This is a genomic window from Phycicoccus sp. M110.8 (assembly GCF_032464895.1).
Lineage (GTDB): Bacteria > Actinomycetota > Actinomycetes > Actinomycetales > Dermatophilaceae > Pedococcus.
On sequence record NZ_JAWDIC010000001.1, the window covers coordinates 267,447 to 291,238 of the forward strand.

General features: G+C 72.0%; 18 protein-coding genes and 1 riboswitch. Of the genes, 9 read left to right on the forward strand and 9 right to left on the reverse strand.

Translation table 11 applies throughout. The annotated features are described in order from the left end of the window. Positions 1-26: 26 nt before the first annotated feature. On the forward strand, positions 27-815 hold the full coding sequence (locus tag RKE38_RS01340) for a DUF4118 domain-containing protein (protein WP_316005664.1): 789 nt from the start codon (positions 27-29) through the stop codon (positions 813-815). 15 nt (positions 816-830) lie between these two features. Here RKE38_RS01340 and RKE38_RS01345 read toward each other — a convergent pair whose 3' ends face one another. Continuing rightward, entirely contained in the window at positions 831-2,171 is a 1,341-nt protein-coding gene (locus RKE38_RS01345) for a multidrug effflux MFS transporter (RefSeq protein ID WP_316005665.1), read from the reverse strand. Positions 2,172-2,281: 110 nt separating this feature from the next. Between RKE38_RS01345 and RKE38_RS01350 the strand changes: the two genes are divergently transcribed. Next, positions 2,282-2,863: a GrpB family protein gene (locus RKE38_RS01350; protein ID WP_316005666.1), complete on the forward strand. Its 582-nt coding sequence runs from the start codon at positions 2,282-2,284 to the stop codon at positions 2,861-2,863. Here the strand turns inward: RKE38_RS01350 and RKE38_RS01355 are convergent. Beyond that, the gene (locus RKE38_RS01355; RefSeq protein WP_316005667.1) at positions 2,847-5,534 is read right to left on the reverse strand and encodes an FtsK/SpoIIIE family DNA translocase; all 2,688 of its coding nucleotides are present in this window, start codon (positions 5,532-5,534) and stop codon (positions 2,847-2,849) included. The two genes, RKE38_RS01350 and RKE38_RS01355, sit on opposite strands and share 17 nt — an antisense overlap. A gap of 246 nt (positions 5,535-5,780) precedes the next feature. Between RKE38_RS01355 and RKE38_RS01360 the strand changes: the two genes are divergently transcribed. Together RKE38_RS01360 and RKE38_RS01365 are read left to right on the forward strand one after the other, a co-directional pair. After that, on the forward strand, positions 5,781-10,181 hold the full coding sequence (locus RKE38_RS01360; RefSeq protein WP_316005668.1) for a hypothetical protein: 4,401 nt from the start codon (positions 5,781-5,783) through the stop codon (positions 10,179-10,181). A 316-nt stretch (positions 10,182-10,497) separates the two neighbouring features. Continuing rightward, positions 10,498-10,610: riboswitch (SAM riboswitch) on the forward strand. A 39-nt stretch (positions 10,611-10,649) separates the two neighbouring features. Next, positions 10,650-12,092, forward strand: coding sequence for an aminotransferase class V-fold PLP-dependent enzyme (locus RKE38_RS01365; RefSeq protein ID WP_316005669.1), 1,443 nt, complete (start codon positions 10,650-10,652; stop codon positions 12,090-12,092). A gap of 176 nt (positions 12,093-12,268) precedes the next feature. On the opposite strand, the gene RKE38_RS01370 is transcribed toward RKE38_RS01365, so the two are convergent. Both RKE38_RS01370 and dapA read right to left on the reverse strand, forming a co-directional pair. Then, positions 12,269-13,954, reverse strand: a complete 1,686-nt coding sequence (locus RKE38_RS01370; RefSeq protein WP_316005670.1) for a ribonuclease J — start codon at positions 13,952-13,954, stop codon at positions 12,269-12,271. Next, positions 13,951-14,841, reverse strand: coding sequence for a 4-hydroxy-tetrahydrodipicolinate synthase (gene dapA / locus RKE38_RS01375; protein WP_316005671.1), 891 nt, complete (start codon positions 14,839-14,841; stop codon positions 13,951-13,953). The genes RKE38_RS01370 and dapA overlap by 4 nt, the downstream gene beginning before the upstream one ends. 139 nt (positions 14,842-14,980) lie before the next feature. Here dapA and RKE38_RS01380 point away from each other — a divergent pair, with 139 nt between their 5' ends. The 5 genes from RKE38_RS01380 (at position 14,981) to RKE38_RS01400 (ending at position 17,977) form a co-directional block, all read left to right on the forward strand. Continuing rightward, a complete protein-coding gene (locus tag RKE38_RS01380; RefSeq protein WP_316005672.1) occupies positions 14,981-15,790 on the forward strand; it encodes a thymidylate synthase in 810 nt (269 codons plus the stop codon). Continuing rightward, positions 15,787-16,254 carry a dihydrofolate reductase gene (locus RKE38_RS01385; RefSeq protein WP_316005673.1) on the forward strand — a complete coding sequence of 156 codons (468 nt, stop codon included), beginning with the start codon at positions 15,787-15,789 and terminating at the stop codon, positions 16,252-16,254. Before RKE38_RS01380 ends, RKE38_RS01385 begins: the two co-directional genes overlap by 4 nt. A 102-nt stretch (positions 16,255-16,356) precedes the next feature. Then, positions 16,357-16,935: a GNAT family N-acetyltransferase gene (locus tag RKE38_RS01390; RefSeq protein ID WP_316005674.1), complete on the forward strand. Its 579-nt coding sequence runs from the start codon at positions 16,357-16,359 to the stop codon at positions 16,933-16,935. Then, positions 16,932-17,666 carry an AzlC family ABC transporter permease gene (locus tag RKE38_RS01395; protein WP_316005675.1) on the forward strand — a complete coding sequence of 245 codons (735 nt, stop codon included), beginning with the start codon at positions 16,932-16,934 and terminating at the stop codon, positions 17,664-17,666. Before RKE38_RS01390 ends, RKE38_RS01395 begins: the two co-directional genes overlap by 4 nt. Continuing rightward, the gene (locus tag RKE38_RS01400) at positions 17,663-17,977 is read left to right on the forward strand and encodes an AzlD domain-containing protein (protein WP_316005676.1); all 315 of its coding nucleotides are present in this window, start codon (positions 17,663-17,665) and stop codon (positions 17,975-17,977) included. Before RKE38_RS01395 ends, RKE38_RS01400 begins: the two co-directional genes overlap by 4 nt. 156 nt (positions 17,978-18,133) lie before the next feature. Here RKE38_RS01400 and RKE38_RS01405 read toward each other — a convergent pair whose 3' ends face one another. The 5 genes from RKE38_RS01405 to RKE38_RS01425 all read right to left on the reverse strand — a co-directional run bounded on the left by RKE38_RS01405 (position 18,134) and on the right by RKE38_RS01425 (position 23,748). Next, positions 18,134-18,502, reverse strand: a complete 369-nt coding sequence (locus tag RKE38_RS01405; protein ID WP_316005677.1) for a VOC family protein — start codon at positions 18,500-18,502, stop codon at positions 18,134-18,136. A 41-nt stretch (positions 18,503-18,543) separates the two neighbouring features. Next, complete coding sequence (locus tag RKE38_RS01410; RefSeq protein WP_316005678.1) at positions 18,544-18,891, reverse strand: hypothetical protein; 348 nt, start codon at positions 18,889-18,891, stop codon at positions 18,544-18,546. Beyond that, positions 18,892-19,659, reverse strand: a complete 768-nt coding sequence (gene dapB, locus RKE38_RS01415; RefSeq protein WP_316005679.1) for a 4-hydroxy-tetrahydrodipicolinate reductase — start codon at positions 19,657-19,659, stop codon at positions 18,892-18,894. A 166-nt stretch (positions 19,660-19,825) separates the two neighbouring features. After that, positions 19,826-22,369, reverse strand: coding sequence for an ExeM/NucH family extracellular endonuclease (locus tag RKE38_RS01420; protein ID WP_316005680.1), 2,544 nt, complete (start codon positions 22,367-22,369; stop codon positions 19,826-19,828). 155 nt (positions 22,370-22,524) lie between these two features. Further along, positions 22,525-23,748, reverse strand: coding sequence for an NAD(P)/FAD-dependent oxidoreductase (locus RKE38_RS01425; RefSeq protein ID WP_316005681.1), 1,224 nt, complete (start codon positions 23,746-23,748; stop codon positions 22,525-22,527). Positions 23,749-23,792: the final 44 nt, after the last annotated feature.

The following is a 23,792-nucleotide window of genomic DNA, read 5'->3' on the forward strand; positions in this document are numbered from 1 at the left end:
GCGGCATCAGGAAGGCATCAAGACCCTTGACCGGCAACGAGATCGGGGAGCGTCATGGTGGTGTGCAGATCGACGAGCTCCTCTCCAGGCGACGGACGCTGGTCGCGGCGGTGGCCGCCGTGGTCCCCTTCGCCCTGTGCGCCCTCCTGGCCGTGACCGGGCGACCCGTGCCCGACGCGAGCGCGGTCGTCGCGCTGGCCCTGCTCATCGTGGCGGCGTCGGCGACCGGCCTGCGGTCGGCCGGTCTCAGCGCGTCGGTCTCCAGCGCGGTCGGCTTCGACTACTTCCTCACCCAGCCCTACGAGAGCCTGGCGATCCACGACGCCGAGGACGTGCAGGTCGCCGTCCTGCTGCTGCTCGTCGGGTTCGCCGTCAACGAGCTCGCGCTCTGGGGCCAGCGCCAGCGCGCCGAGCTGGGGCGCGAGCGTGGCTACCTCGACGGCGTCATGGCCACGGCGGAGGCCGTCGCGGCACCGGGCCAGGGCGACTCCCCGGTCACCGCGGCGGTGGCCGCCCGGATCCGCGACGTGCTGCAGCTCGACGCGTGCGAGTACCGCGCCTCGGAGCACCTCCCCGGCGGCCCGGTGCTGGGCAGGGACGGTTCGGTGACCCGGTCGGGGGTCGCCCTCGACGTCGACCGCAGCGGCCTGCCCATCGACGAGGTGGTCCTGCTGCCCGTGCAGGGCGGCGGGCGGCAGCGCGGCTACTTCGCGCTCACCGCGGCCTCACGGGTCTCCCGTCCGACGCTGCAGCAGCGCCGGGTCGCCGTCCTCCTGGCCGACCAGCTGTCGGGGCTGCTGGGCGTCAGCCGCTGACGGGACCGCTGGCGGTCAGGCGCTGAGGTGCTGGGCGTCAGCCGGGGTGAGCCGCCCGCGCAGCGTCAGGGCGCCGGTCACGGCCGCCAGGGTGGCGGTGACTGCCATGACCAGGGCCATCGGCACGGCCGAGCCGGAGCCGAGCAGCCCGATCACCGGTGCGGCCGCGCCGCCGATGACGAACTGCGCCGCGCCGAGCATCGCCGCCGCGGTGCCGGCGGCCTCGCCGTGGCGGGTCAGGGCGAGCGCAGGGGTGTTGGGCAGCGTCAGCCCGCAGGCGAAGAGGATGAACCACAGCGGCACCAGCACGCTGACCAGCCCGCCGACGCCGGTCGCCGCGGCGGCGAGCAGGACCAGGGCTGCGACCGTCGCGATGCCGACGCCGACCCGCACCAGCACCTGGGGCTCGAACCGGCGCAGCAGCACCGGGTTGAGCTGTGAGCCGGACAGGAAGCCGATCGAGTTGAGCCCGAACGCGAGCCCGAACTGCGCGACCGTGAGGCCGTAGATGTCCTGCAGCACGAAGGACGAGCCGCCGATGTAGGAGAAGAGCGTCGCGAACATCAGGCCGCTGATGAGCGTGAGCCCGATGAAGGTGCGGTCGCGCAGCAGGGAGCCGTAGGTGCGCAGCACCTCGCGCGCCGCCAGGGGCCGCCGCCGCTCCTGCGGGAGCGTCTCGCGCAGCGCCAGCGCGGCGATCGTCACCAGCACGACACCCGCGATCGCGAGCAGCACGAACACCCCGCGCCAGGACGTCCGCTGCAGGATCGCCCCGCCGAGCGTGGGCGCGAGCACCGGCGCGAGCCCCATGACCAGCATCAGCCGGGAGAGCATGGTCGCCGCGGCGTTGCCCTCGAAGCGGTCCCTGACGATCGCCATCGAGACGACGGCCACCGAGGCGTTGCCGAGGCCCTGCAGCACGCGTCCCACGGTGAGGAGCTGGATCGTCGGGGCGAACGCCGAGAACAGCGACGCACCGATGTGCAGGGCGATGCCCGCGATCAGCGGGCGGCGGCGGCCCACCGCGTCCGAGAGCGGCCCGACGAGGAGCTGGCCCAGGCCCATCCCGAGCAGGATGCCGGTGAGCGTGGCCTGCACCGCCGGTTCCGACGCCGACAGGTCGCGCGTGATGGACGGCAGCGCCGGCAGGTAGGTGTCGATCGTGAGCGGCCCGATGGCGATGAGGGCGCCGAGGACGAGCACGAAGCGGACGTATGCCGGGCCCGTGGGCGGCTCGTCGACCTGCCGGCCGTCGACGACGGCCCCGCCAAGGGTCGGGTCGAGAGTCGGGTCCAGGGTCGGGGCGACGGTCGGGTCGGGGGCGGCGTCGGTCAGGGTGTCGGGCGCTGCGGTCACAGGGGGCGCAACGACACGGAGGCCCCGATCCATTCCGGAGACGGCCTCCGTCTCGCGCACTGGCCGGCCGCCGCGGGCACCGCGCTCGACCGATCGGTCAGACTGGACCGGTGACAGCAGCCCGACGACACCGCCGCCCCGACGTCACCACCGTGGAGTTGGTGGGCGGCGTCGAGAAGCGCTCCCTGGTCATCGTGGACCACGACCCCGCGTGGCCACGGACCTACGCCGAGCACGAGGAGCGCATCCGCCGGGCGCTCGGCCCAGCGGCCGTGCAGGTGGAGCACATCGGCTCCACCTCGGTGCCCGGTCTGGCTGCGAAGCCGATCATCGACGTCCTCGTCACGGTCGAGGACATCACCGCCGAGGAGGACCACGTCGACCTCCTGCTGGACGCCGGCTACCAGCTCCGTGTCCGCGAGCCGGGGCACCGCTTGGTCAGGACCCCCGCCCGCGACGTGCACGTGCACCTGCTCGAGGTCGGCGACCAGGCGGCCGCCGACTACCTGCTGTTCCGTGACCGCCTCCGCGCGGGCCCGGCCGACCGCCGGCTCTACGAGGACACCAAGCGCGCCCTGGTCGATCAGGACTGGGCTGACATGAACGCCTACGCCGAGGCCAAGACCGACGTCGTGAGCGCAATCAAGGACCGTGCCCGCCGGTCCACGTCCGACCTCAGTCCCGGCCGGTGAGCTCCCAGGCGTCCTGCGACTCCTCGACCTCCTCGACCCCGGCGAACTGCGCCGCGACAGGGTCGTTCGCGTACCGCGGGTCCGCGGCATACGCCTGCGTGGGGACCTCGCCCGTCGAGTCCGCGCCGTCATCGGCGTCCACGTCGAAGACCGGCTCGGGGTCCGGCACGTCCTCCCCGCGCATGAGCGCCAGCGTGGTCGGCAGGTCGTCGGGCTTGACGAGCACGTCGCGCGCCTTGGAGCCCTCGGAGGGGCCCACGACACCGCGGGACTCGAGCAGGTCCATGAGCCGCCCCGCCTTGGCGAAGCCGACCCGCAGCTTGCGCTGGAGCATCGAGGTCGAGCCGAACTGCGTCGTGACGACGAGCTCGGTCGCCTGCAGCAGCAGGTCGAGGTCGTCGCCGATGTCGTCGTCGACCTGCTTCTTGGCCGCCACGACCGTGACGTCGTCGCGGTAGTTGGGCTTGAGCTGGTCGGTCACGTGCTTGACGACCTGCTGGATCTCCGACTCGGTGACCCAGGCGCCCTGGACGCGCATCGGCTTGCTGGCGCCCATGGGCAGGAACAGCGCGTCACCCTGGCCGATGAGCTTCTCGGCGCCGGGCTGGTCGAGCACGACCCGGCTGTCGGCGAGGCTCGAGGTCGCGAAGGCCATGCGGCTCGGCACGTTCGCCTTGATGAGGCCGGTGACGACGTCGACGGACGGGCGCTGCGTGGCCAGCACGAGGTGGATGCCGGCGGCCCGGGCGAGCTGGGTGATGCGGACGATCGACTCCTCGACGTCGCGCGGGGCGACCATCATGAGGTCGGCGAGCTCGTCGACGATGACCAGCAGGTAGGGGTACGGCTGGATGACACGCTCGCTGCCCGGCAGCGGCTTGACCTTGCCGGACTTGACCGCCTTGTTGAAGTCGTCGACGTGCTTGTACCCGAACTGCGCGAGGTCGTCGTAGCGCGTGTCCATCTCGCGCACGACCCACTGCAGCGCCTCGGCGGCCTTCTTCGGGTTCGTGATGATCGGCGTGATGAGGTGCGGGATGCCCTCGTAGCCGTTGAGCTCGACGCGCTTGGGGTCGACGAGGACCATGCGCACCTCGTCCGGGGTGGAGCGCATGAGGATCGAGGTGATCATCGAGTTGACGAAGGAGGACTTGCCGGCGCCGGTCGCACCCGCGACGAGCAGGTGCGGCATCTTCGCGAGGTTGGCCACGACGTAGCCGCCCTCGACGTCCTTGCCGACGCCCATGACCATCGGGTGCTCGTTGCTGCGCGCCGCCTGGCTGCGCAGGACGTCGCCGAGGCTGACCTTCTCGCGGTCGGTGTTGGGGATCTCGATGCCGATCGCGGACTTGCCGGGGATCGGCGACAGGATGCGCACGTCCGCGGAGGCCACGGCATACGCGATGTTCTTGGACAGCGCGGTGACGCGCTCGACCTTGGTGCCGCGGCCGAGCTCGACCTCGTACCGGGTCACGGTCGGGCCGCGCGTGAAGCCGGTGACCTGGGCGTCGATGTCGAACTGCTCCATGACCTGGGTCAGCGCCTCGACGACGCGGTCGTTGGCGGCGCTGCGGGTCTTGTGCGGCGAACCGGGCTCGAGGATGGCGTTGTCGGGCAGCGTGTAGGTGACGTCGCCGGCGAGCGCCAGCTGCTCCACCCGCTGCGGCAGCGGCGTGGTGGGAGGCGCCTCCAGGGGCGCCTTGACCTCGACGGCGGGGCTCTGCGCGGCCGCGCCGGGCGTCTTGTCACCGGCCGGGGGCAGGACGCCCGGGGCCGTGGGTCGCTTCTGCCCGGGGCGCAGCCGCTTGCCGTCCTTGTCGACGAGCGCGGCCTGCTCGAACGCCTCGTCCCCCTCCAGGGGGCCCTCGGGTTCGGGCCGGCGCCGGCGGCGCGGCTTCTCGGCGACCGGCTCGGCCACGGGCTCCTCGCGGTGCTCGCGGTGCAGCAGGTGGTCGCGCAGCTCGGCGAGCCGCTCGGGGATCATGTGGACCGGGGTGGCGGTCATGACGAGCACGCCGAAGAAGCCCAGCATGAGCAGGATCGGCACCGTGCCGTAGACGGAGACCGCGGCCTCGAGCGGGCTGGACGCGAGGAAGCCGATGATCCCGCCGCCGTCACGCATGGCGTCGGCCCCCTGCGGAGGCTCGGGCACCCCGGCGGCGACGTGGGTCAGGCCGGAGGCGGCGAAGGCGAGGGCGCCCAGGCCGATGCCGATGCGCGAGTTCGCCGCGTCCTCCTGCGGGGCGCGCAGCAGCCGGACCCCCAGGAAGAGCAGGGCCAGCGGCACGGCGTACGCGACGCGTCCGAAGGTGCCGGCGACGACGGCGTGGATGACGTCTCCGACCGGACCCTGGAAGGACCACCACTCGCGGGCGGCGACGACGATCGCCAGGCCGAGGAGGAGGAAGCCGAACCCGTCGCGACGGTGCTCGGGCTCGAGGTCACGGGCGCTGGTCCCGACGCGGCGGACCGCGCCGCCCGCGACGTGGGCCATGCCCATCCACGTGCCGCGCAGGGCCCGCAGCGGCAGCGGCAGGCCGCCGCCCTTGGCGGCGTTGCCCTTGCCCCGGGCGGCAGCGGTGCGCGGTGCCGCCCCGCGCCGGTTGGCCGGGCGGGTCGTGGTGCCCCGGCCGCTCGAGGAGCGCGTGGAGGTGGACGGACGTGTCGCCATGCTCCGCAGGGTACGCGACCGTCACATCGGACACACGCGTCACACGCGCCGCAGGATGGATTCCTGGGTGGCGGCGGCACCCGGTGCAGGACATGGTCCGAACGGCCGATGGCTGCACATCTTTCGGCCATCCTTCGCCCCGGGCCCTCACGCGCGCGTGTCCGACTTGCGAACCTTGCGGCTGCACTGGACGTCCTGTCGGGGTGACCCGTGCCGCGTCCACCACGCCTCAAGCAGGGGAACTCCATGCGCAAACTTGCCTCCGTCGCAACGGCCGTCATCATCGCCGGGCTGCTGGCGCCGCTGGGGCCGCTGTCCTCAGCCAGCGCTGCACCGGCGTCACCGGTCCTGACGTCACCCACGTCGGGCGCCTCGTCGCTGGACAATCCGGTGCTGGGCTGGAACGCGGTACCCGGTGCGGCGCGCTACGACGTGCAGGTCTCCCCCGTCTCCGACTTCTCCGGGACACTGTCGTTCTCGGCGTCCACCGCCAACACGAAAGCAACGCCGCCGAACGACCTTCCAGTAGGCGACTACTACTGGCGCGTCCGCGCCCTCGACTCCAGTTCTCAAGCCAGCGGCTTCTCCACGTCCACCTTCACCAAGGCCGCACGCAACGCCCCAGTCCTGGTCGCCCCGGATGACAACACCAACCTCGTATACCCGAAGGACGCCCTGTACTTCCAGTGGAACGCGATGCCAGGGGCCAAGGGCTACGAGATCCAGATCGACGACGACTCGCTCTTCGTTGGCGCGCCGGCCCCGGTGGCGACGACCAACCTCAGCTACGCCCCCACGTCCCCGCCAGTCTTCGGCACGACCTACTGGTGGCGGGTGCGCTCCAAGAGCAACAGCAACGTCTACAGCCAGTGGTCAACCCCACGCTCCTACCAGATGAGCTGGAGTCCCACCCCGGTGACCCTGACGTCGCCGCCTAGCACCAACAGCCCCACGATCGAGCACGTCGAGCTCGACTGGGAGCCGATGGCCGGCGCGGCCTACTACGAGGTCCAGGTCAGCCCGGATGCGAACTTCAACAATCCGGTTGTCATGGGCAAGAACAACGTCGGCCAGGCTGACCCCACCCGTGGTCGCAAGGTCGTGGGCACGCGCTTCTCCGACAACGACACCGACACTAGCGAGGACCTCAACCTCCCGGCCGGCGCGTACTACTGGCGGGTCCGCGCCATGAGCACCTCGGAGGTGGCCGAGCCCGGCCCATGGTCGGAGACTAGGACGTTCACCCGCGGCTGGCCGGCGACCTCGACGGCTGAGGCGGCGCTGCCCAACGGTGCCCTGACTGCGCCCAAGCCCAGCCCGCAGGTGACGCTCCTCTCCCCGGCCGACGGTGACTACGCCCAGACCGAGCCGCGCCTGTCGTGGACGCCACAGCGGGGCGCCTCGCACTACGAGGTGCAGTTCTCCTCCGACGCAGCGTTCTCGCCCAGCCGTGTCGCCAGCTGCTTCACCAACCACGCCTCCCTCACGCCGTTCTGGAGGATGGTTCCGAACACCTCGACGACGTGCCAGCCGGTGAACCAGGTCAACGAGCGCATCGTGCGACCGGGCGTGGTCGTGTACTGGCGGGTCCGCGCCCAGGACGGACCGGAGCAGCCTGCCACCAACGGTGTCTTCACCGAGGTGCGGTCGTTCCTGTACGAGGACCCGAACATCGACCAGGTCTCCCCCGCTGGCGGCGCCACCGTGACGCTTCCCGTCCTGAGCTGGACACCTGCGCGCAACATGGGCCAGTACAAGGTGACCATCTCCCCGGTCAACCCGCCTGCCAACACCTCCTGCGGCACCGTGACGGCGTTCACCTACAACGTCAAATACGTCCCCGAGACACTCGACCCCAAGTGCCCGTCGTGGGCCTGGACGGTCCAGGGCGTGGAGGACAACAACAACACGAACTACACCGACGGGTACCCCACGCGCATCGGCCCGACCCGCGTGTTCACGTGGAACCGCCCCACCGGCCAGGCGTCCACGCCCGCACCGGTCACGACGACGACGATTAAGCCTTACCTCCCGCCTCTAATGCAGTGGCCGTCGGTGATCGGGGCCACGGCGTACCAGGTCTGGTACTCCAAGTCCGGCGCCAACTCGTTCTCAGTGGTGACGTCAAACACATCGAACGGCACCAACGCGACCGGATACGCCTTCACCGGCAGCCAGTCCACGAGCCTCGGCCGCCTGTTGTCGACCGGCGACTACGACTACTTCGTCCGGGCCATCGGCGCAAGCGGCAAGATCGGGGACTCCCCGATGGGTACCTTCCACATCGACACCCTGCCGGGCGCCACGCTCACGGCCCCGGCCAACTGCCCGCCAGCGTCATGTACCGCGGTCGAGAACGACACCCCGACCTTCCGCTGGAACCCGGTTACCGGCGCGGGCCTCTACATCCTGTACCTCGCCACCGACCCCAACTTCACCAACATCACCCACGAGTTCCGGACCGTCCACACTGAGTTCACCCCGAGCGAGTCGCTCCCCGACAGCCAAGCCGGACAGGCGACGTACTGGTACGTCCGCTCGTGCATCACCCCCAGCGACTGCGGGACATTCGACACCAGCGTCTTCCCGCAGGCCCGCGCCTTTCGTAAGCAGTCGGCGGCCGTCGAGACCGTGGCGCCGCTGGCCGGCTACCAGGAGACCACCGGCGAGGTGCGATTCGCTTGGCGTGACTACCTGTACACCAACCAGGACCAAGGCGTGAGTCAGGAGGCGGCGTACTACCGCGTGCAAATCTCCACGTCGGCCAACTTCACTCAGATCGTCGACACCAGCCCGCGGGTCGACCAGACCGAGTACACGGCCGACCTCAAGACGTACCCGGACGGCCCGCTGTACTGGCAAGTGCAGGCATTCGACAACTCCAACAACCCGCTCACCTTCAGCACGCCCATCGCGTTCTCGAAGAAGTTGGCCCCACCGACCGGTCTGACGCCCACCAACGCAACTTCCGCGCCGTCGGCCCCGCTCCTGAGCTGGGACGCAATGTCCTACTCGGCCAAGTACGAGGTGGAGATCTACAAGAACCCCGGTGACGCCCTGTCGCCGACCAACCGGGTCGCCTCGATCACGACGCGTTCGAGCAGTGCCGTTCCGACCACCGCCCTCCCCGCAGGTTCCTATGGGTGGCGAGTGCGCCGGATCGACATCAACGGCAACGGTGGTTCCTGGTCGGCCGAGGTCAACACGGCCCTGGCGAGCTTCACCGTGCAGGCGCCGAAGCCGCTGCTCCTCTCGCCCACCCAGGGAAGTACCGTCCAGAGCAGCACCCTGCTGCTGTCTTGGACCTCGGTGCCGGGAGCCACGCGCTACCGGGTCGAGGCGTCGACCAACTCAGGCTTCACGGCCAACATCGAGTCCCTGACGACCGACCTCACCTCGTGGGCGCCCGGCCAGTTGTCCCCCCAGTGGCCCAATGCCGCGATCTATTGGCGCGTTACCGCTCTCGACTCCTCGGGCGCCGCTCTCGCGACGTCTTCCGTCGGGTCGTTCGTCCGGGACCGCAGCACCGCGGGCGAGTTCGCCGCCGTCTCCCCCTACCGGGTCCTGGACACCCGGGTCCAGAAGTCACCCCTGGGAAGCGGACAAACGCGTACCGTGTCCGTGGTCGGCGGCCTCAGCGGAGTCCCGTCGACCGGGGTCAGCGCGGTGGTCCTCAACGCCACCGTGACGGGGCCGACCAAGTCGTCCTACCTCACCCTGTGGCCGGCGGGTACGACGCGTCCCACGGTGTCGACGGTCAACTTCACGGCCGGCCAGACGGTGGCGAACCACGCGACGGTTCCCGTGGACGGCTCCGGCCGGATCTCGATGTTCAACTTCAGCGGCTCGACCCACGTGCTGCTGGACGTCGTCGGCTACTACTCCAACGGGGCGCTGCAGCGCGCCACCCGGTACACGCCTGCGACCACGCCGACCCGGATCGCGGACACCCGCGGCGGTGGCGGCGTCGCGCCCAGACCCCTGGGTGCGGGCGAGGCCCGGCTGTTCGAGGTCGCCGGGCTGGGCGGCGTGCCCGCCGGCGCGACGGCGGTGGTGATGAACGCGACCGCGGTGGCACCGACCAAGGCGGGGTTCCTCACGGTCTACCCCGCCGGGTCGGGCCGTCCGACCGCCAGCAACATCAACTTCACCCCTGGCGCGAACGTCCCGAACCTCGTCACGATGCCCCTTGGCACCGGGGGTGACGTGATGGTCTTCAACAGCGGCGGCACCACGCACGTCATCCTCGACGTGGTCGGCTGGTACCAGGGCGGGGACCCGGGTCCCGGTGCACGGATGAACAGCATCACCCCGGCTCGTGTCGCTGACACCCGTGGCGCGCAGGGACCCATGCTGTCGGCTGGCGTGCCCCGCCTGTTCCAGATGCGCGGCCAAGGCGGTATCCCCAACGACCTCAAGGTCACGGGTGTCGTCCTCAACGTCACGGTGACGGGGCCGACCGGCAGCGGCTACGCCACGGTCTACCCCAGCGGAACCTCGCTACCCACGGCCTCGAATCTCAACTACCTCACCGGTCAGACGGTCGCAAACCAGGTCATAGCGCGCGTTGGTTCGGACGGCAAGATTGCGGTCTACAGCCAGCGGAGCGCCAACGTCGTCATTGATGTGGTGGGCTGGCTGGGCTAGTCCACCAGTGACAGAGGACGGACCCGTGATCTCTCTCGCGGGTCCGTCCTCTGCGTCCGGCCGAGGCGACATGTCCACTCCGGCCTCCTCCAAACGGATGAAGCTCCACCGCGATCGGCCAGTTCGATGCCGAGACACTTCCCATCGAACATTCAACAGCGCACCCTGAACGTGCGTCTGGCGGGGCCTGCGCCGGCGAACCGACCACGAGTTCGCCGGCGCAGGGGCCACGGAGCGGACAGCACGTCTCGCATGGCGGGAAGCTCCCCGCAGCGGTGGCCCGGACCGGCTCGCCCCGGCTACCGTCGACGACCAAGGTCATGAGTGTCAGCGTCAAGCCCCGGCTCGCTGACCAGCAACCCTCCTCCGCGGTGGGGTGCTCCGGGTGACGACCGGGCCGGCTGCGCCCGCTGCCGGCAAGCGCGGACCCGCGAGCGCCGGGTCCCACCGGACCCAGGAGGCCCTCGCATGTCGATCGCGACCACCGACCAGACCCGCGGTGACGCGGACACGACGACCGCGCGACGCACCGCCCCGCTGGCGCACGCCCGCAGCCAGCACCTGCGACCCGTGCCGGACGTCCGGACCACCGAGTTCGCCCCCCTCGGCGAGACGGGCGCCCTCCCCGCCGTCGTGTCCGAGCGGCTGCTGGTACCGACGCTGACCGGCGTCGTCGACTACGCGAACTTCGACCACGCGGCGTCCACCCCGGCCCTGGTCGGCGTCAAGCAGGCCGTCGACACCGCGCTGCGGACCTACTCCTCGGTCCACCGGGGCAACGGCTGGGCCTCGCGCGTGACGTCGTCGTGGTACGAGCAGGCGCGCGCCGAGGTCGCGGCCTTCGTGGGTGCGCGCGAGGGCGACGAGGTCGTCTTCACCCGTAACAGCACCGACTCGTTCAACCTGCTCGCGCGCTGCCTGCCCCGCGACACGGCAGTGTTCGTCTTCGAGTCCGAGCACCACGCGGCGCTGCTGCCGTGGTCCGCCCGACGCACCCACCGCCTGCCCGTGCCCGGGAGCGCGGCCGACGCCGCCGTCCTGCTGCGCACCGCCCTGCGCGAGCACCCCGCCCGGCACCGGCTCGTCGTCCTGGCGGGCGCCTCCAACGTCACCGGTGAGGTCTGGCCCGTCGCCGAGCTCGCGCGGATCGCCCGCCGGGGCGGCGCGCGGGTCGTCCTCGACGCGGCCCAGTACGCCCCGCACCGGGCGGTCGACCTCGCGGCGCTCGACGTCGACTGGGTCGTGCTGTCGGGGCACAAGCTGTACGCGCCGTTCGGCACGGGCGTCCTGGCGGGCCGCTCGGACTGGCTGGACGCCGCCGCTCCCTACCTCGCCGGCGGCGGCGCCACCAAGGCCGTCACCGACCGCGGTGTCGTCTGGCAGCGGGGCGCCGCCCGGCACGAGGCGGGCAGCCCCAACGTCATCGGCGCCATCGCCCTCGCCGCGGCATGCTCGGCCCTGCGCGCCCACCGTGACGCCGTCGAGGCGCACGAGCGCGCCCTCGGCCGTCGGCTGCTCGAGGGCCTGGCCGCGATCGAGGGCGTGCAGGCGTACTCGATCTTCGGTCCCGACCACGACCGGGTGGCCGTCGCGACGTTCACCGTCGACGGGCTCGACTCCTCGCTGGTGTCCACGGCACTGTCGGCCGAGCACGGCATCGGGGTGCGCGACGGCAAGTTCTGCGCGCACCTGTGCGTCGACGCGCTGCTCGACGACGTGGACGAGGAGGCGCCGACGACCGCGGTGCGGGCGAGCGTCGGCCTGGCGACCACGGCCGAGCACGTCGAGCGGCTGCTGTCGGCGGTCGCCGAGCTCGCTGCCGACGGTCCGGCCGCCGAGTACGTGCACGGCCCGTCGGGTTGGGCCCCGGTCGTGGACCCGCGCGCCCTCGACGTCGCCCGCCCCTGGTAGCCGGTCAGCCGGCACCGCCGCACCGTGCCGGGCCACCCGGCACACCCGCCTCCACCGCAAAACGGCGGTTGCCCGGCTTCCCGCGGGTTGTTGTCCCGCGGGTTGCCGAGCAACCGCCGTTGTGCGTGGGTATTCCGGGTGCTGCCGGGCCGCGCGCGAGCGGGGCCCGGCGTGGGTCAGGCCTGGATGACGACGGGGATGATCATCGGGCGACGGCGGATCTTGCCACCGACCCAGCTGCCGACCGCCCGGCGCATGACCTGCTCGAGCTGGTAGGACTCGGTGACGCCCTTGCCGGTCGCCTCTGCCAGCGCCTGCTCGATCTTGGGCCGCACCTGGTTGAAGATCTCGTCGTCCTCGGCGAAGCCGCGGGCCTGGATCTCGGGGCCGGCCGCGATCTTCCCGGTGGCGGCGTCCATGACGACGATGACCGAGATGAAGCCCTCGTCGCGCAGGATGCGCCGGTCCTTGAGCAGCGCCTCGTCGAACTCGCCCACCGACGACCCGTCGACATAGGTGTAGCCGCACGGGACGGCGCCGACGATCCGGGCCCGGCCGTCGACGAGGTCGACGACCACGCCGTCCTCGGCCACGACGATGTTGTCGCGGTCGACTCCGGTCTGCTCGGCGAGGGCGGCGTTGGCCACGAGGTGGCGCCACTCGCCGTGCACCGGCATGACGTTGCGGGGCTTGACGATGTTGTAGCAGTAGAGCAGCTCGCCGGCGCTGGCGTGGCCCGAGACGTGCACCTTGGCGTTGCCCTTGTGCACGACGTTCGCGCCCAGGCGCATGAGGCCGTTGATGACGCGGTAGACGGCGTTCTCGTTGCCGGGGATGAGCGACGACGCGAGCAGCACGGTGTCGCCCTCGCCGACGTCGATCCGGTGGTCGCGGTTGGCCATGCGGGACAGCGCCGCCATGGGCTCGCCCTGCGACCCGGTGCAGATGAGGACCACCCGGTCGTCGGGCAGGTCGTCGAGCTTCTTGACGTCGACGAGCACGTTGTCGGGGACGTGCAGGTAGCCGAGGTCCGCGGCGATGCCCATGTTGCGGATCATCGACCGCCCGACCATCGCGACCTTGCGCCCGGACTTCTCCGCGGCGTCGAGGACCTGCTGGACCCGGTGCACGTGCGAGGAGAAGCAGGCGACGATGATGCGGCGCTCGGCGTGCCGGAAGACCTTGTCGATCGCCGGCGCGATGTCGCGCTCGGGCGTGGTGAACCCGGGCACCTCGGCGTTGGTCGAGTCGGTCATGAACAGGTCCACGCCCTCCTCCCCCAGCCGGGCGAACGCCCGCAGGTCGGTGAGGCGGCGGTCCAGCGGCAGCTGGTCCATCTTGAAGTCGCCGGTGTGCAGGATCGTCCCGCCCGGCGTGCGCACGAAGACGGCCAGCGCGTCGGGGATCGAGTGGTTGACGGCCACGAACTCGCAGTCGAAGACGCCGAGCCGCTCGCGCATCCCCTCCTTGACGCCGAGCGTGTACGGCGTGATCCGGTGCTCCTTGAGCTTGGCCTCGACCAGCGCGAGGGTGAGCATCGAGCCGACCAGCGGGATGTCGGGCTTGCGCCTGAGCAGGTACGGGACCGCGCCGATGTGGTCCTCGTGACCGTGGGTGAGCACGATCGCCTGGATGTCGTCGAGGCGGTCCTCGATGTACTCGAAGTCGGGCAGGATCAGGTCGACGCCCGGGTGGTGGTCCTCGGGGAAGAGCACGCCGCAGTCGATGACGAGCAGCTGCCCGGCGTGCTCGATGACGGCCATGTTGCGGCCGACCTCGCCGAGGCCGCCGAGGGCGACGATGCGCACGCCGCCGTCGACGAGCGGAGCGGGTGCGGTCAGCTCGGGGTGGGGGTGGCTCACAGCAGACCCGACTCCTTGAGACCGGCGCGCAGCGCCTCGAGGTGCTCCGGTGGCGACTCGACGAGTGGCAGCCGGACCGTCGCGTGCTCGATCACCCCGAGCTCGACGAGGGCCGCCTTGGCCATGATCGCGCCCTGCGACGGCGTCATGATCGCCTCCACCGCCGGGATCAGCCGCTCGTGCACCTCGCGCGCAGCGGCCAGGTCGCCGGCGTCGACGGCGGCCAGCATCGCGGCATACTCACGGCCCGCCACGTGGCCCACGACGCTCACGGTGCCGATCGCCCCGAGCGCCAGCCACGGCAGCGTGGTCGCGTCGTCGCCGGAGAAGTAGAGCAGGTCGGTCGCGGCGAGGACCTTGCTCGTCTCGAACGCGTTGCCCTTGGCGTCCTTGACCGCCCGGATGGTCGGCACCTGCGCCAGCTCGACCAGGGTGGCCGTCGTGAACGGTATGCCGGTGCGGCCGGGGATGTCGTAGAGCATCACCGGGAGCTCGGTGGCGGCGGCGACAGCCTTGCAGTGGGCGACGAGGCCGGGCTGGGTCGGCTTGTTGTAGTAGGGGCTGACGAGCAGCAGGCCGGTGGCCCCGGCCTCCTGGGCTCGGTGGGCCATCTCGACGCTGTGGGCGGTGTTGTTCGACCCGACCCCGGCCACCACCTGGGCACGGTCGCCCACGGTCTCGGCGACGAGTCGCACCATGGCGATGCTCTCGTCCTCGCTCAGGGTGGCCGACTCCCCCGTCGTCCCGTTGACGACGATGCCGTCGTGGCCGGTGTCGAGGAGGTGGGTCGCGAGCCGGCGCGTGCCCTCCTCGTCGAGGCTGCCGTCCGGGCGCATCGGGCTGACCATGGCCGTCAGGAGGCGGCCGAACGGGCTGTGCGTGCTCATGCCTGCAGGCTATCGCCCCGGGCGGTCCGCTCCCGTCCCGGCGCCGCACCCACGACCCGAGAACGGCGGGAACCCGGCGCCGGCTGGCGCTCCCGCGCCGTTCCCTCGGCCCGGTACCGCTCCGGGATACCCTTCGAGCGTGCAGCAGTACCTTGACCTCCTCGACCACGTCCTCACCACCGGGGTGGACAAGTCCGACCGCACGGGCACGGGCACGCGCTCGGTCTTCGGCTACCAGATGCGGTTCGACCTGGCCGAGGGCTTCCCGGTCCTGACGACCAAGAAGCTGCACCTCAAGTCGATCATCGGCGAGCTCATCTGGTTCCTGCGCGGCGACTCCAACGTCCGCTGGCTGCAGGAGCGCGGCATCACGATCTGGGACGAGTGGGCCGACGAGAACGGCGACCTCGGACCGGTCTACGGCTACCAGTGGCGGTCGTGGCCGACGCCCGACGGCCGGCACGTCGACCAGATCGCCAAGGTCATCGAGTCGATCCGCACCAACCCCGACAGCCGGCGCCACATCGTCAGCGCCTGGAACGTCGCCGACGTCGACGACATGGCCCTGCCGCCGTGCCACACGATGTTCCAGTTCTACGTCACGCCCGCGACCGAGGGGCGCCGAGCGCGGCTGTCGTGCCAGCTCTACCAGCGGTCGGCGGACATCTTCCTCGGCGTCCCGTTCAACATCGCGTCGTACGCCCTGCTCACGATGGTCGTCGCCCAGCTCACCGACCTCGAGCCGGGCGAGTTCGTGCACACCCTCGGCGACGCCCACCTGTACTCCAACCACTTCGAGCAGGCCCGGCTGCAGCTGACCCGTGAGCCGCTCCCCCTGCCGACCATGCGGATCACGCCCCACGCCTCGATCGACGACTACGACCTCGGCGACTTCGAGCTCGTCGGGTACGAGGCGCACCCCTCGATCAAGGCGCCGATCGCCGTATGACCCAGGTGACGCTCATCGCGGCGGTCGGGCGCAACGGCGTCATCGGCGCCGACAACGACATGCCCTGGCACCTCCCGGAGGACTTCGCGTTCTTCAAGCGGACGACCATGGGCCACCCGATGGTGATGGGGCGCAAGACGTTCGACTCCATCGGCCGGGTGCTGCCCGGCCGCCGGACCATCGTCATCACCCGCCAGCCCGACTGGTCGCACGCCGACGTCGAGACCGCCCACTCGCTGAGCGAGGCCCTCGCCCTGGCGGGTCCCGCCGACGAGGTGTTCGTGTGCGGTGGCGGGCAGGTCTACGCCGAGGCGATGCCGTTCGCGCGCCGGCTGCTCATCACCGAGGTCGACCAGGCCCCCGACGGCGACGTCACCTTCCCCACGATCGACCGCGCCGCGTGGCGAGAGGTGAGCCGCGAGCGCCGCGACGGGTTCAGCTGGGTCGCCTACGAGCGCGCCTGAACCCCCTCGCGACGGCTTCCCGAACCTCCCCGCCCCAGCCCGGCAGCGACCGGCTGCGGGCCCCCGGACGCCCGGTCGGGACGTGCTGGGAGGATGGCGACCATGGCGCACGACCACCCGCACCCGCCCGGACCCCTCGCCGACGCGAGCGTGCGCACCGCCCGTGAGAGCGACGCACCGGCCGTGGGCCTGGTGCAGGCGACGGTCTTCCGCGAGGCGTATGCCGGGGTGCTGCCCGGCGACGTCGTGGACGGCTTCGAGCCGCAGGCGTTCGCGAGCGCCTGGCGGCGGTCGCTGGCCTCGCCACCGGCCGGGGTCTACCGGCTGCTGGTGGCCTGTGCCGGGGAGCAGGTGGTCGGGTTCGCCTCGATCGGTCCGAGCCAGGACCCCGACGCCTCGCCGGAGACCGGGGAGCTCGGCGTCCTCGGGGTCCACCCCCAGGCCCGGCGCAGCGGCCACGGGTCGCGGCTGCTCAACGCCGCCGTCGACACACTGCGGGGTGCCGGTGCAGAGGCCCTCTCCACGTGGGTCCTGGCCGACGACGAGGCGACCCGGGCGTTCCTCATGACCGCGGGGCTGCACCCCGACGGCGCGTTCCGCGACCGGGTCGTGTCCCCCGACGGCACGACCGCGCGCGAGGTCCGACTCGTCGCCGACATCACGGCGCCACCGCCGGCATGACCGGCCCGGCGCTCGCGGCCGGCCGCCGGCGGCAGGTGCTGCGGCAGGCGGCGTCGGTCGCAGTCGCCACCGGCGCCTACGGCGTCAGCTTCGGCGCACTGTCGGTCGCCGCGGGGCTGAGCACCTGGCAGACGCAGGTGCTCTCGCTGCTCATGTTCACGGGCGGCTCGCAGCTCGCGTTCGTCGGCATCCTGGCGGGCGCGCCCACCGCCGGGCTGACCGCGGTGGCGACCGCGGGCCTGCTCGGCATCCGCAACGGCCTCTACGGCCTGCAGGTCTCCCAGCTCCTCGGCGCCCGCGGCCCCCGCCGGCTGCTGGCCGCCCACCTCACCATCGACGAGTCCACGGCCGTGGGCGTCGGCCAGCCGGAGGCGGCCGCCGGCCGGCTGGGGTTCTGGGCAACCGGCGTCGGGGTCTTCCTCTGCTGGAACGCCATGACGCTCGTGGGCGCCCTCGTCGGCAAGCAGGTCGGCAACCCCCGCACCTACGGTCTGGACGCCGCAGCGGCCGCGGCCTTCTGCGCCCTGCTGTGGCCGCGGCTGAAGTCGTGGGACTCCTTCGCGATCGCCGCGCTGGCCGCGCTGGTCTCGGTGCTCGTCGCCCCGCACGCACCGGCGGGCGTCCCGGTCCTGGTGGCAGCGCTGTGCGCCCTGCTCGCCGGCGTGTGGCGCCGGGCCCACCAGGACCCGCGGCCACCGCACCGCTGGAGCGACGAGGAGACGGCGGCGTGAGCACGTGGACGGCGGTCCTGCTCGGCTGCGCCCTGGCATACCTGCTCAAGCTCCTGGGGCACGTCGTGCCGGTGCGCTGGCTGGAGGGTGAGCGGAGCGCTCGCATCACCTCCGCGCTGCCCGTCGCCCTGCTGGCCGCGCTGGTGGCGGTGCAGACCTTCACCCGCCAGGGAGGCGGGCTGACGCTCGACGCCCGCGCCGTGGCCGTCGCGGTGGCGGTCGTCGCCCTGGTGCTGCGGGCGCCGTTCCTCGTGGTCGTCGTGCTGGCCGCGCTCACCGCAGCCCTGCTGCGACTGGCCGGTATGGCCTAGGGCTCCCACCGTCCCCCGGCCGATCGGGGCCAGGGCCGCTCGTGGCGGTTGTGTCACGAATCGCCCCGAGGCCCGCCTCGCCAGGGCCATTCGTGCCGCTTCCGGCACGAGTCGCCGCCGGCACCGGCCCGCGCGGACCGACCTCCTAGGCCGTCCTCAGCGCCACTCCAGTGCGTCCTCGACGAACCGGTCGCCAGTCTGCACCGGCACGACGCAGAACAGGAGGTCGCCCGGGTCGGCCATCACGGCATACGACTCGTGCCGCTGCACCACGCGGGCACCGAGCCCCTCCAGCCGGGCCACCTCCGCCGCCACGTCGTCGGCCTCGATGTCGAGGTGGATGCGCGACGGCCCCTCCTGCAGCCGCTGCGTCTCCAGGCTGACCGTGCCGATCTCGCCCACCGAGGCGTACTCGCCGTCGGGGCGGGGCCGGACGCCCTGGACGCCGGCCCAGAACTGCAACCCGGCGTCGTAGTGCTCAGGGGCGTGGTCGATGAGGACGAGACCGATGCGTGAACGGTGCATGGCAGCAACCGTAGGCCGCGACGGCCCCCTCGCGCGCCCCCTCAGGGACGATGGGCGCGCCAGGCCCGCACGGCCGCCCGGTAGTGCCGCTGCTCCCCCGCCCGGTCCTTGCCGACCCGGCACTGCTCCGCCTGCTCGAGCTCCTGCACCACCTGCGGCGCGGCGTTCCCGGCATTCGCCTCGGCCAGCATCCGCGACCCGTCGCGCGCCAGCCGGACCAGCGGCACCATCGCCAGCAGCGCCACGACGGGCACGAGGACGACCCCGAGCCCGAGCAGCACCGGCACCAGCCGCCCGTCCCCGATGAGCGCGAAGCCGCGCCAGCCGATCGTCGCGCAGTAGAACGCGAGGACGACCAGCAGGACGACCGCGGTGACCTTCTCGCGCACTCAGTCCCCCAGGCCGAGGTAGTGCTCGAGCCCGACCGTCACCCCGGGGTGGTCGGCGACGGCGCGCACGCCGGCCAGGACGCCGGGCATGAACGACTCGCGGTCGAAGGAGTCGTGCCGGATCGTGAGCAGCTCGCCGGGGCCGCCGAGCAGGACCTCCTGGTGCGCGACGAGTCCGCGCAGGCGCACCGAGTGCACCGGTATGCCGTCCACCCGCGCGCCGCGCGCGCCGTCCGGGTCGTGCGTGGTGGCGTCCGGGACCTCGCCGAGCCCGGCGTCGCGGCGCGCCTCGCCGATCATGCGGGCGGTGCGGGCCGCGGTCCCGGAGGGCGCGTCGACCTTCGCCGGGTGGTGCAGCTCGACGACCTCGACCGACTCGAAGAACCGTGCCGCCTGGGCGGCGAAGCGCATCATCAGGATCGCGCCGATAGCGAAGTTCGGCGCGATGAGCACCCCCACCTGCGGGTGGTCGGCGAGCTGCTGCCGCAGGGCCGCCAGACGGGCGTCGTCCCAGCCGGTCGTCCCGACGACGACGTGCACGTCGCGCTCGACGCAGTGGGCGACCACCCCCGGCGAGGAGTCGGGCACGGTCAGGTCGACGACCACCTGCGCACCGCCGAGGTCACCGAGCTCGTCGCCCCGGCCGTAGCTGCCCACGAGCTCGAGGTCGTCGGCCGCCTCGACCGCGCGGCAGGCCTGCTGCCCCATCCGGCCGTTGGCGCCGACCACTGCCACGCGCGTCGTGCCGCCCTGCGTCGTCTCGCTCACCGGGCCAGCCTAACGACGCACCCGGAGTCCCCACGGCCCGGCGTCGCCGGGTGGCGCCGCGCGAGCCGTCAGGAGGACGGCCCGCACGACGGACGGGCCCGCCCCACCGTGGGGACGGGCCCGTCGTGCAGCGCACACGGCATACCGCTCGCGCTCTACGAGCTCACTACTTCACGAAGGCCTTGAGGCCCAGCACGACCGGGTCGTGGTCCGAGGCACGGTACGGGCCCGGGTCGTGGAAGTCGGTGGCGTGGTAGTTGAACCGGCTGTACTCCAGGGCCACGGACTCACCGGAGTTGATGTTCCAGTGGTCGGCCCCCGTCGACATCCGCAGGCCGTAGTCGTTGACGAGGATGTGGTCCAGCGAGCCCGACAGGCCGCTGAAGGAGTACGAGTAGCTGTTCGGGTCGAAGGTCGAGCCGACGTCGGTGTAACCCGCCTTGTACAGCACGTCCAGCGGGTCCTCCTTGGTGTAGGAGTTGTAGTCGCCGGCCATGACGACGGCCTTGGCGCCGTACTCGGCGGCCACGCCGGGCACCCAGTCGCGCAGCGCCTGCGCCTGCAGGATGCGGCTGGTCACCGAGGAGCCCTGCCCGTCGCCGGTGTCCTCGTCGCCGGGGAACGGCCCGGGCGAGCCCTTGGACTTGAAGTGGTTGACGACGAACAGGAACTTGTCGCCCTTGCCGTACTTCGCCTTGAACGTCTGGGCGATCGGCTCCCGCGCGTTGACGAACGCCTGACCCTCACCGCTCTGGTCCCCCAGCGCCCGCGACCGGTCGACCCGCATGACGCTGGCGGGCTTGTAGATCATGGCCGAGGTGATGACGTCCTGCTGGTCCAGCGGGGGCAGGTCGGTCGAGGAGGGCACGAACGCCCACGTGCCCGCGCCGGCCTTGGCGTTGAGGCTGGCGACGAGGGAGGCGAGGGCGGCGTCACGGTCGTGGCCGAACTTGGCCGAGTTCTCGATCTCCATCAGGCCCACGACGTCGGCGTCGAGCGCGGTGATGGCCGAGACCTCCTTCTCGGTCTGGCGGGCCAGGTCGGCGCTGTCCCAGGCGCCGCGCTGCTCGCAGCCCGTGCGCACGGTGTCGCCGTTGTCGTCGCGGTCCCAGTAGGCCTGGCAGCTCGAGTCCTGGTCACCGAGGTCGGTGAAGTAGTTCAGGACGTTGAACGAGGCGACCTTGAGGTCGGCGGTGCCGCGCTGGTTGATGTCCGCCGCGTCAGGCGCCGCGGTGCGCGTGTTGGCGAACTCGGCCGGCGAGGCGGCGTTGTCCGGGCCGACGACCTGCTCGGTCGGCTGGAAGCGCCACAGGTCGAAGCGGTAGTCCACGACGACCGGCTTGGTGAACGTGGCCGCGGCCCCGACCCGCACCGGCTTGGTGTTCGAGACGTATGCCGGGGTGAGGTCCCCGTTGAGCAGGCACGGCACCGGGCGCGTGCCGCAGGCACCCGCGCTGTAGCTGCTCGCGGTGAAGTTGCTCGACGAGCCGTCGTCGAGCGTGACCTTGCGCTCGGCGTTGTCCGCGACCACCGCTGCGGCCTCGGGGCTGCCCGGCGTCGCGACCTCGGTGTTCTGCAGCAGCGGGTGGTCCCCGACCGCCAGGCCGACCTCGCCGTACTGGTTGGTGCTGTAGGTGTTGGTGACGGTGTAGTCGCCGGTCGGCTGGAACAGCATGCCCTCGATGGACTCGCGACCCGCGTCGGTCTTCGGCCACGGGACCGTCAGGGGCTGCACCGGGCTGAAGTCGGTGCCCGCGTCCACGATGTCGGCGCCGGCAGCCGTGACCTCGGTGAGGCCGCCGAACTCGCTGACCTTGCCGGTCACCTGGACGTAGTTCCCGACGACCGCGTCGGCGTCCAGCGGCGTGCTCGAGCCGGACTGGAACACGAAGACGCCGTCCGACGCCCCGCTCGGGTCGGGCTCGGGGCCGGTCCCCTGCGTCTGCAGGAAGAACCCGTGGAAGCCGCCGGTGGGGTATGCCGCGGTGACGACACCCTTGACGATGACGTTCTGACCGACGAGGGGCGAGGTGTCACCCGTGCCCTGGACCTCGGCGATGGTCTTCTCCACCGGGGTGCCGGGCGGCGGGGTGCCACCGGCCCCGGGGGTCGGCGTCCCCGCCTTGAAGTCGGCCGCGTTGTCGGCGGTGTTCGTGCTCGTCGTGTTGCGCGAGACCGAGGTGCCATTGGACGTCCCGGGAGCGGCGCCGCTGCCGGCCCAGTCGCTGGCCGCACCCCAGCCGACGAAGTCGACGACCTGGGGCAGGTTGGAGCAGCCCGTCGCGCCCTTGGTGGGCGAGCAGACCGTGGACGTCAGCAGCGTCTGGTCGCTGACGAGGGCGACCTTCCCGGCGCTGCCGCTCATGGCGATCGAGCCGTCGATGTCGACGGTCACGTCGGGCTGCGTGCGGTCGCTGCCGAAGGCCTCGCCGACGACGAACCGGCCACCGGCCGGGATGGAGCCGCTCAGGTCGGTCTTGCCGGAGAACGAGCCGGTCGCGGAGGCGTACTGCAGCGACCAGCCCGCCAGCGAGACCGGGGCGGTGGACTTGTTGACCAGCTCGATGAAGTCCCGGTCGAAGGCTCCCCCGGAGTTCCCCCCACCCCCGTAGACCTCGTTGACCACGACGGCGGCCGACGGCGACGGCGCCGCCCCCGCACTCGTCGCTGCGGTCGTCACGACCCCGGCGGCCAGGGCTGCTGCCCCCACCGCCCCCATCACTTGCCTGCGATGTACGCGCACAGCACTCCTCCAGAGCCAGACACGGAAACGGCGGGCGCCGGACGGTGGTCCGGGCCCGAGGGGGCATCGAACCACGTCGGCGGCGACCGCGGAACGGCCGAAAAGCGTCCGGAAGGTAAAGGTCAGGTCAGGTTTTCGAGCGGCACCCCGGAGTCTGCGAGCCGGTCCGGGTCAACCGTGGCCCGCGAGCGGATCAGGCCCTCAACCTGGTCGCCGACGTCCCAGACGTTGACGTTCATGCCAGCCGTCACGACGCCGCCGCGGAGCCAGAAGGCCATGAACTCCCGGCCCGGCAGGTCGCCGCGGATCACGACGTCGTCGTCCGGGCTGCCGAGGCCGCGGTACTCCAGGCCCAGGTCGTACTGGTCGCTGAAGAAGAACGGGAGCTCGGGCTCCGGGCCGTCCTGGTCGAGCATGGCCGCGACGACGACCTGTGGCTGGTTGAGCGCGTTCGCCCAGTGTTCGACCCGCACCCGCCGGCCGAGGAAGGGGTGCTCGACGTTGGCGACGTCGCCGACGACGAACACGTCCGGGTCGCTGGTGCGGCCGGCCGCGTCCGCCAGCACCCCGTTGTCGACCTCGAGCCCGGCGTCCTTCGCCAGCTCGACGTTGGGGGCGGCACCCACGCCGACGACGACCACGTCGGCGTCGACGACCGAGCCGTCCGACAGGCGCACCCCGGTGACCCGGCCGCCCTCGCCGGTGAGCTCCTCGATGCTGACGTTGGTACGCAGGTCGACGCCGTGGTCGCGGTGCAGGTCCGCGAAGACCCGGGACACCCGCTGGCCGAGCACCCGCACGAGGGGCAGGTCGAGCGCTTCGAGCACGGTCACCTGCGCGCCGGCCTCACGGGCGGCCGAGGCGACCTCGAGCCCGATCCAGCCGCCGCCGATCAGCACCACGCGGCGTCCCTCGCGCAGCTCGGCGCGCAGGCGGTCGCTGTCCTCGATCGTCCTCAGGGTGAGGACGCCGTCGAGGTCCGCGCCCGGCAGGTCGAGCCGGCGTGGGGTGCTGCCCGTCGCAAGGAGGAGCCGGTCGTAGTGGAGGCGCTCCCCCGCCTCGAGGACGACCTCGTGGGCCTCGCGGTCGACCGACGCCACCCGGGTGCCGGTGCGCACCTCGACGCCGTGCTCGGCATACCAGCCCTCGTCGTGGACGAACGCGTCGTCGAGCCCCTCGCCCGTCTTGAGGTAGTCCTTGGACAGCGGCGGGCGCTCGTACGGCAGGTGCTGCTCCCCGGCGAGCAGCACGAGCCGGCCCTCGAAACCCCGCTCCCGCAGCTGCTCCACGGCCTTGGCCCCTGCGAGCCCGCCACCCACCACCACGAACGTCCTGTCGTCAGCCATGGGCCAAGCCTCTGTCGGGCCCGGAAAGTCGGCAACCCGCGCGG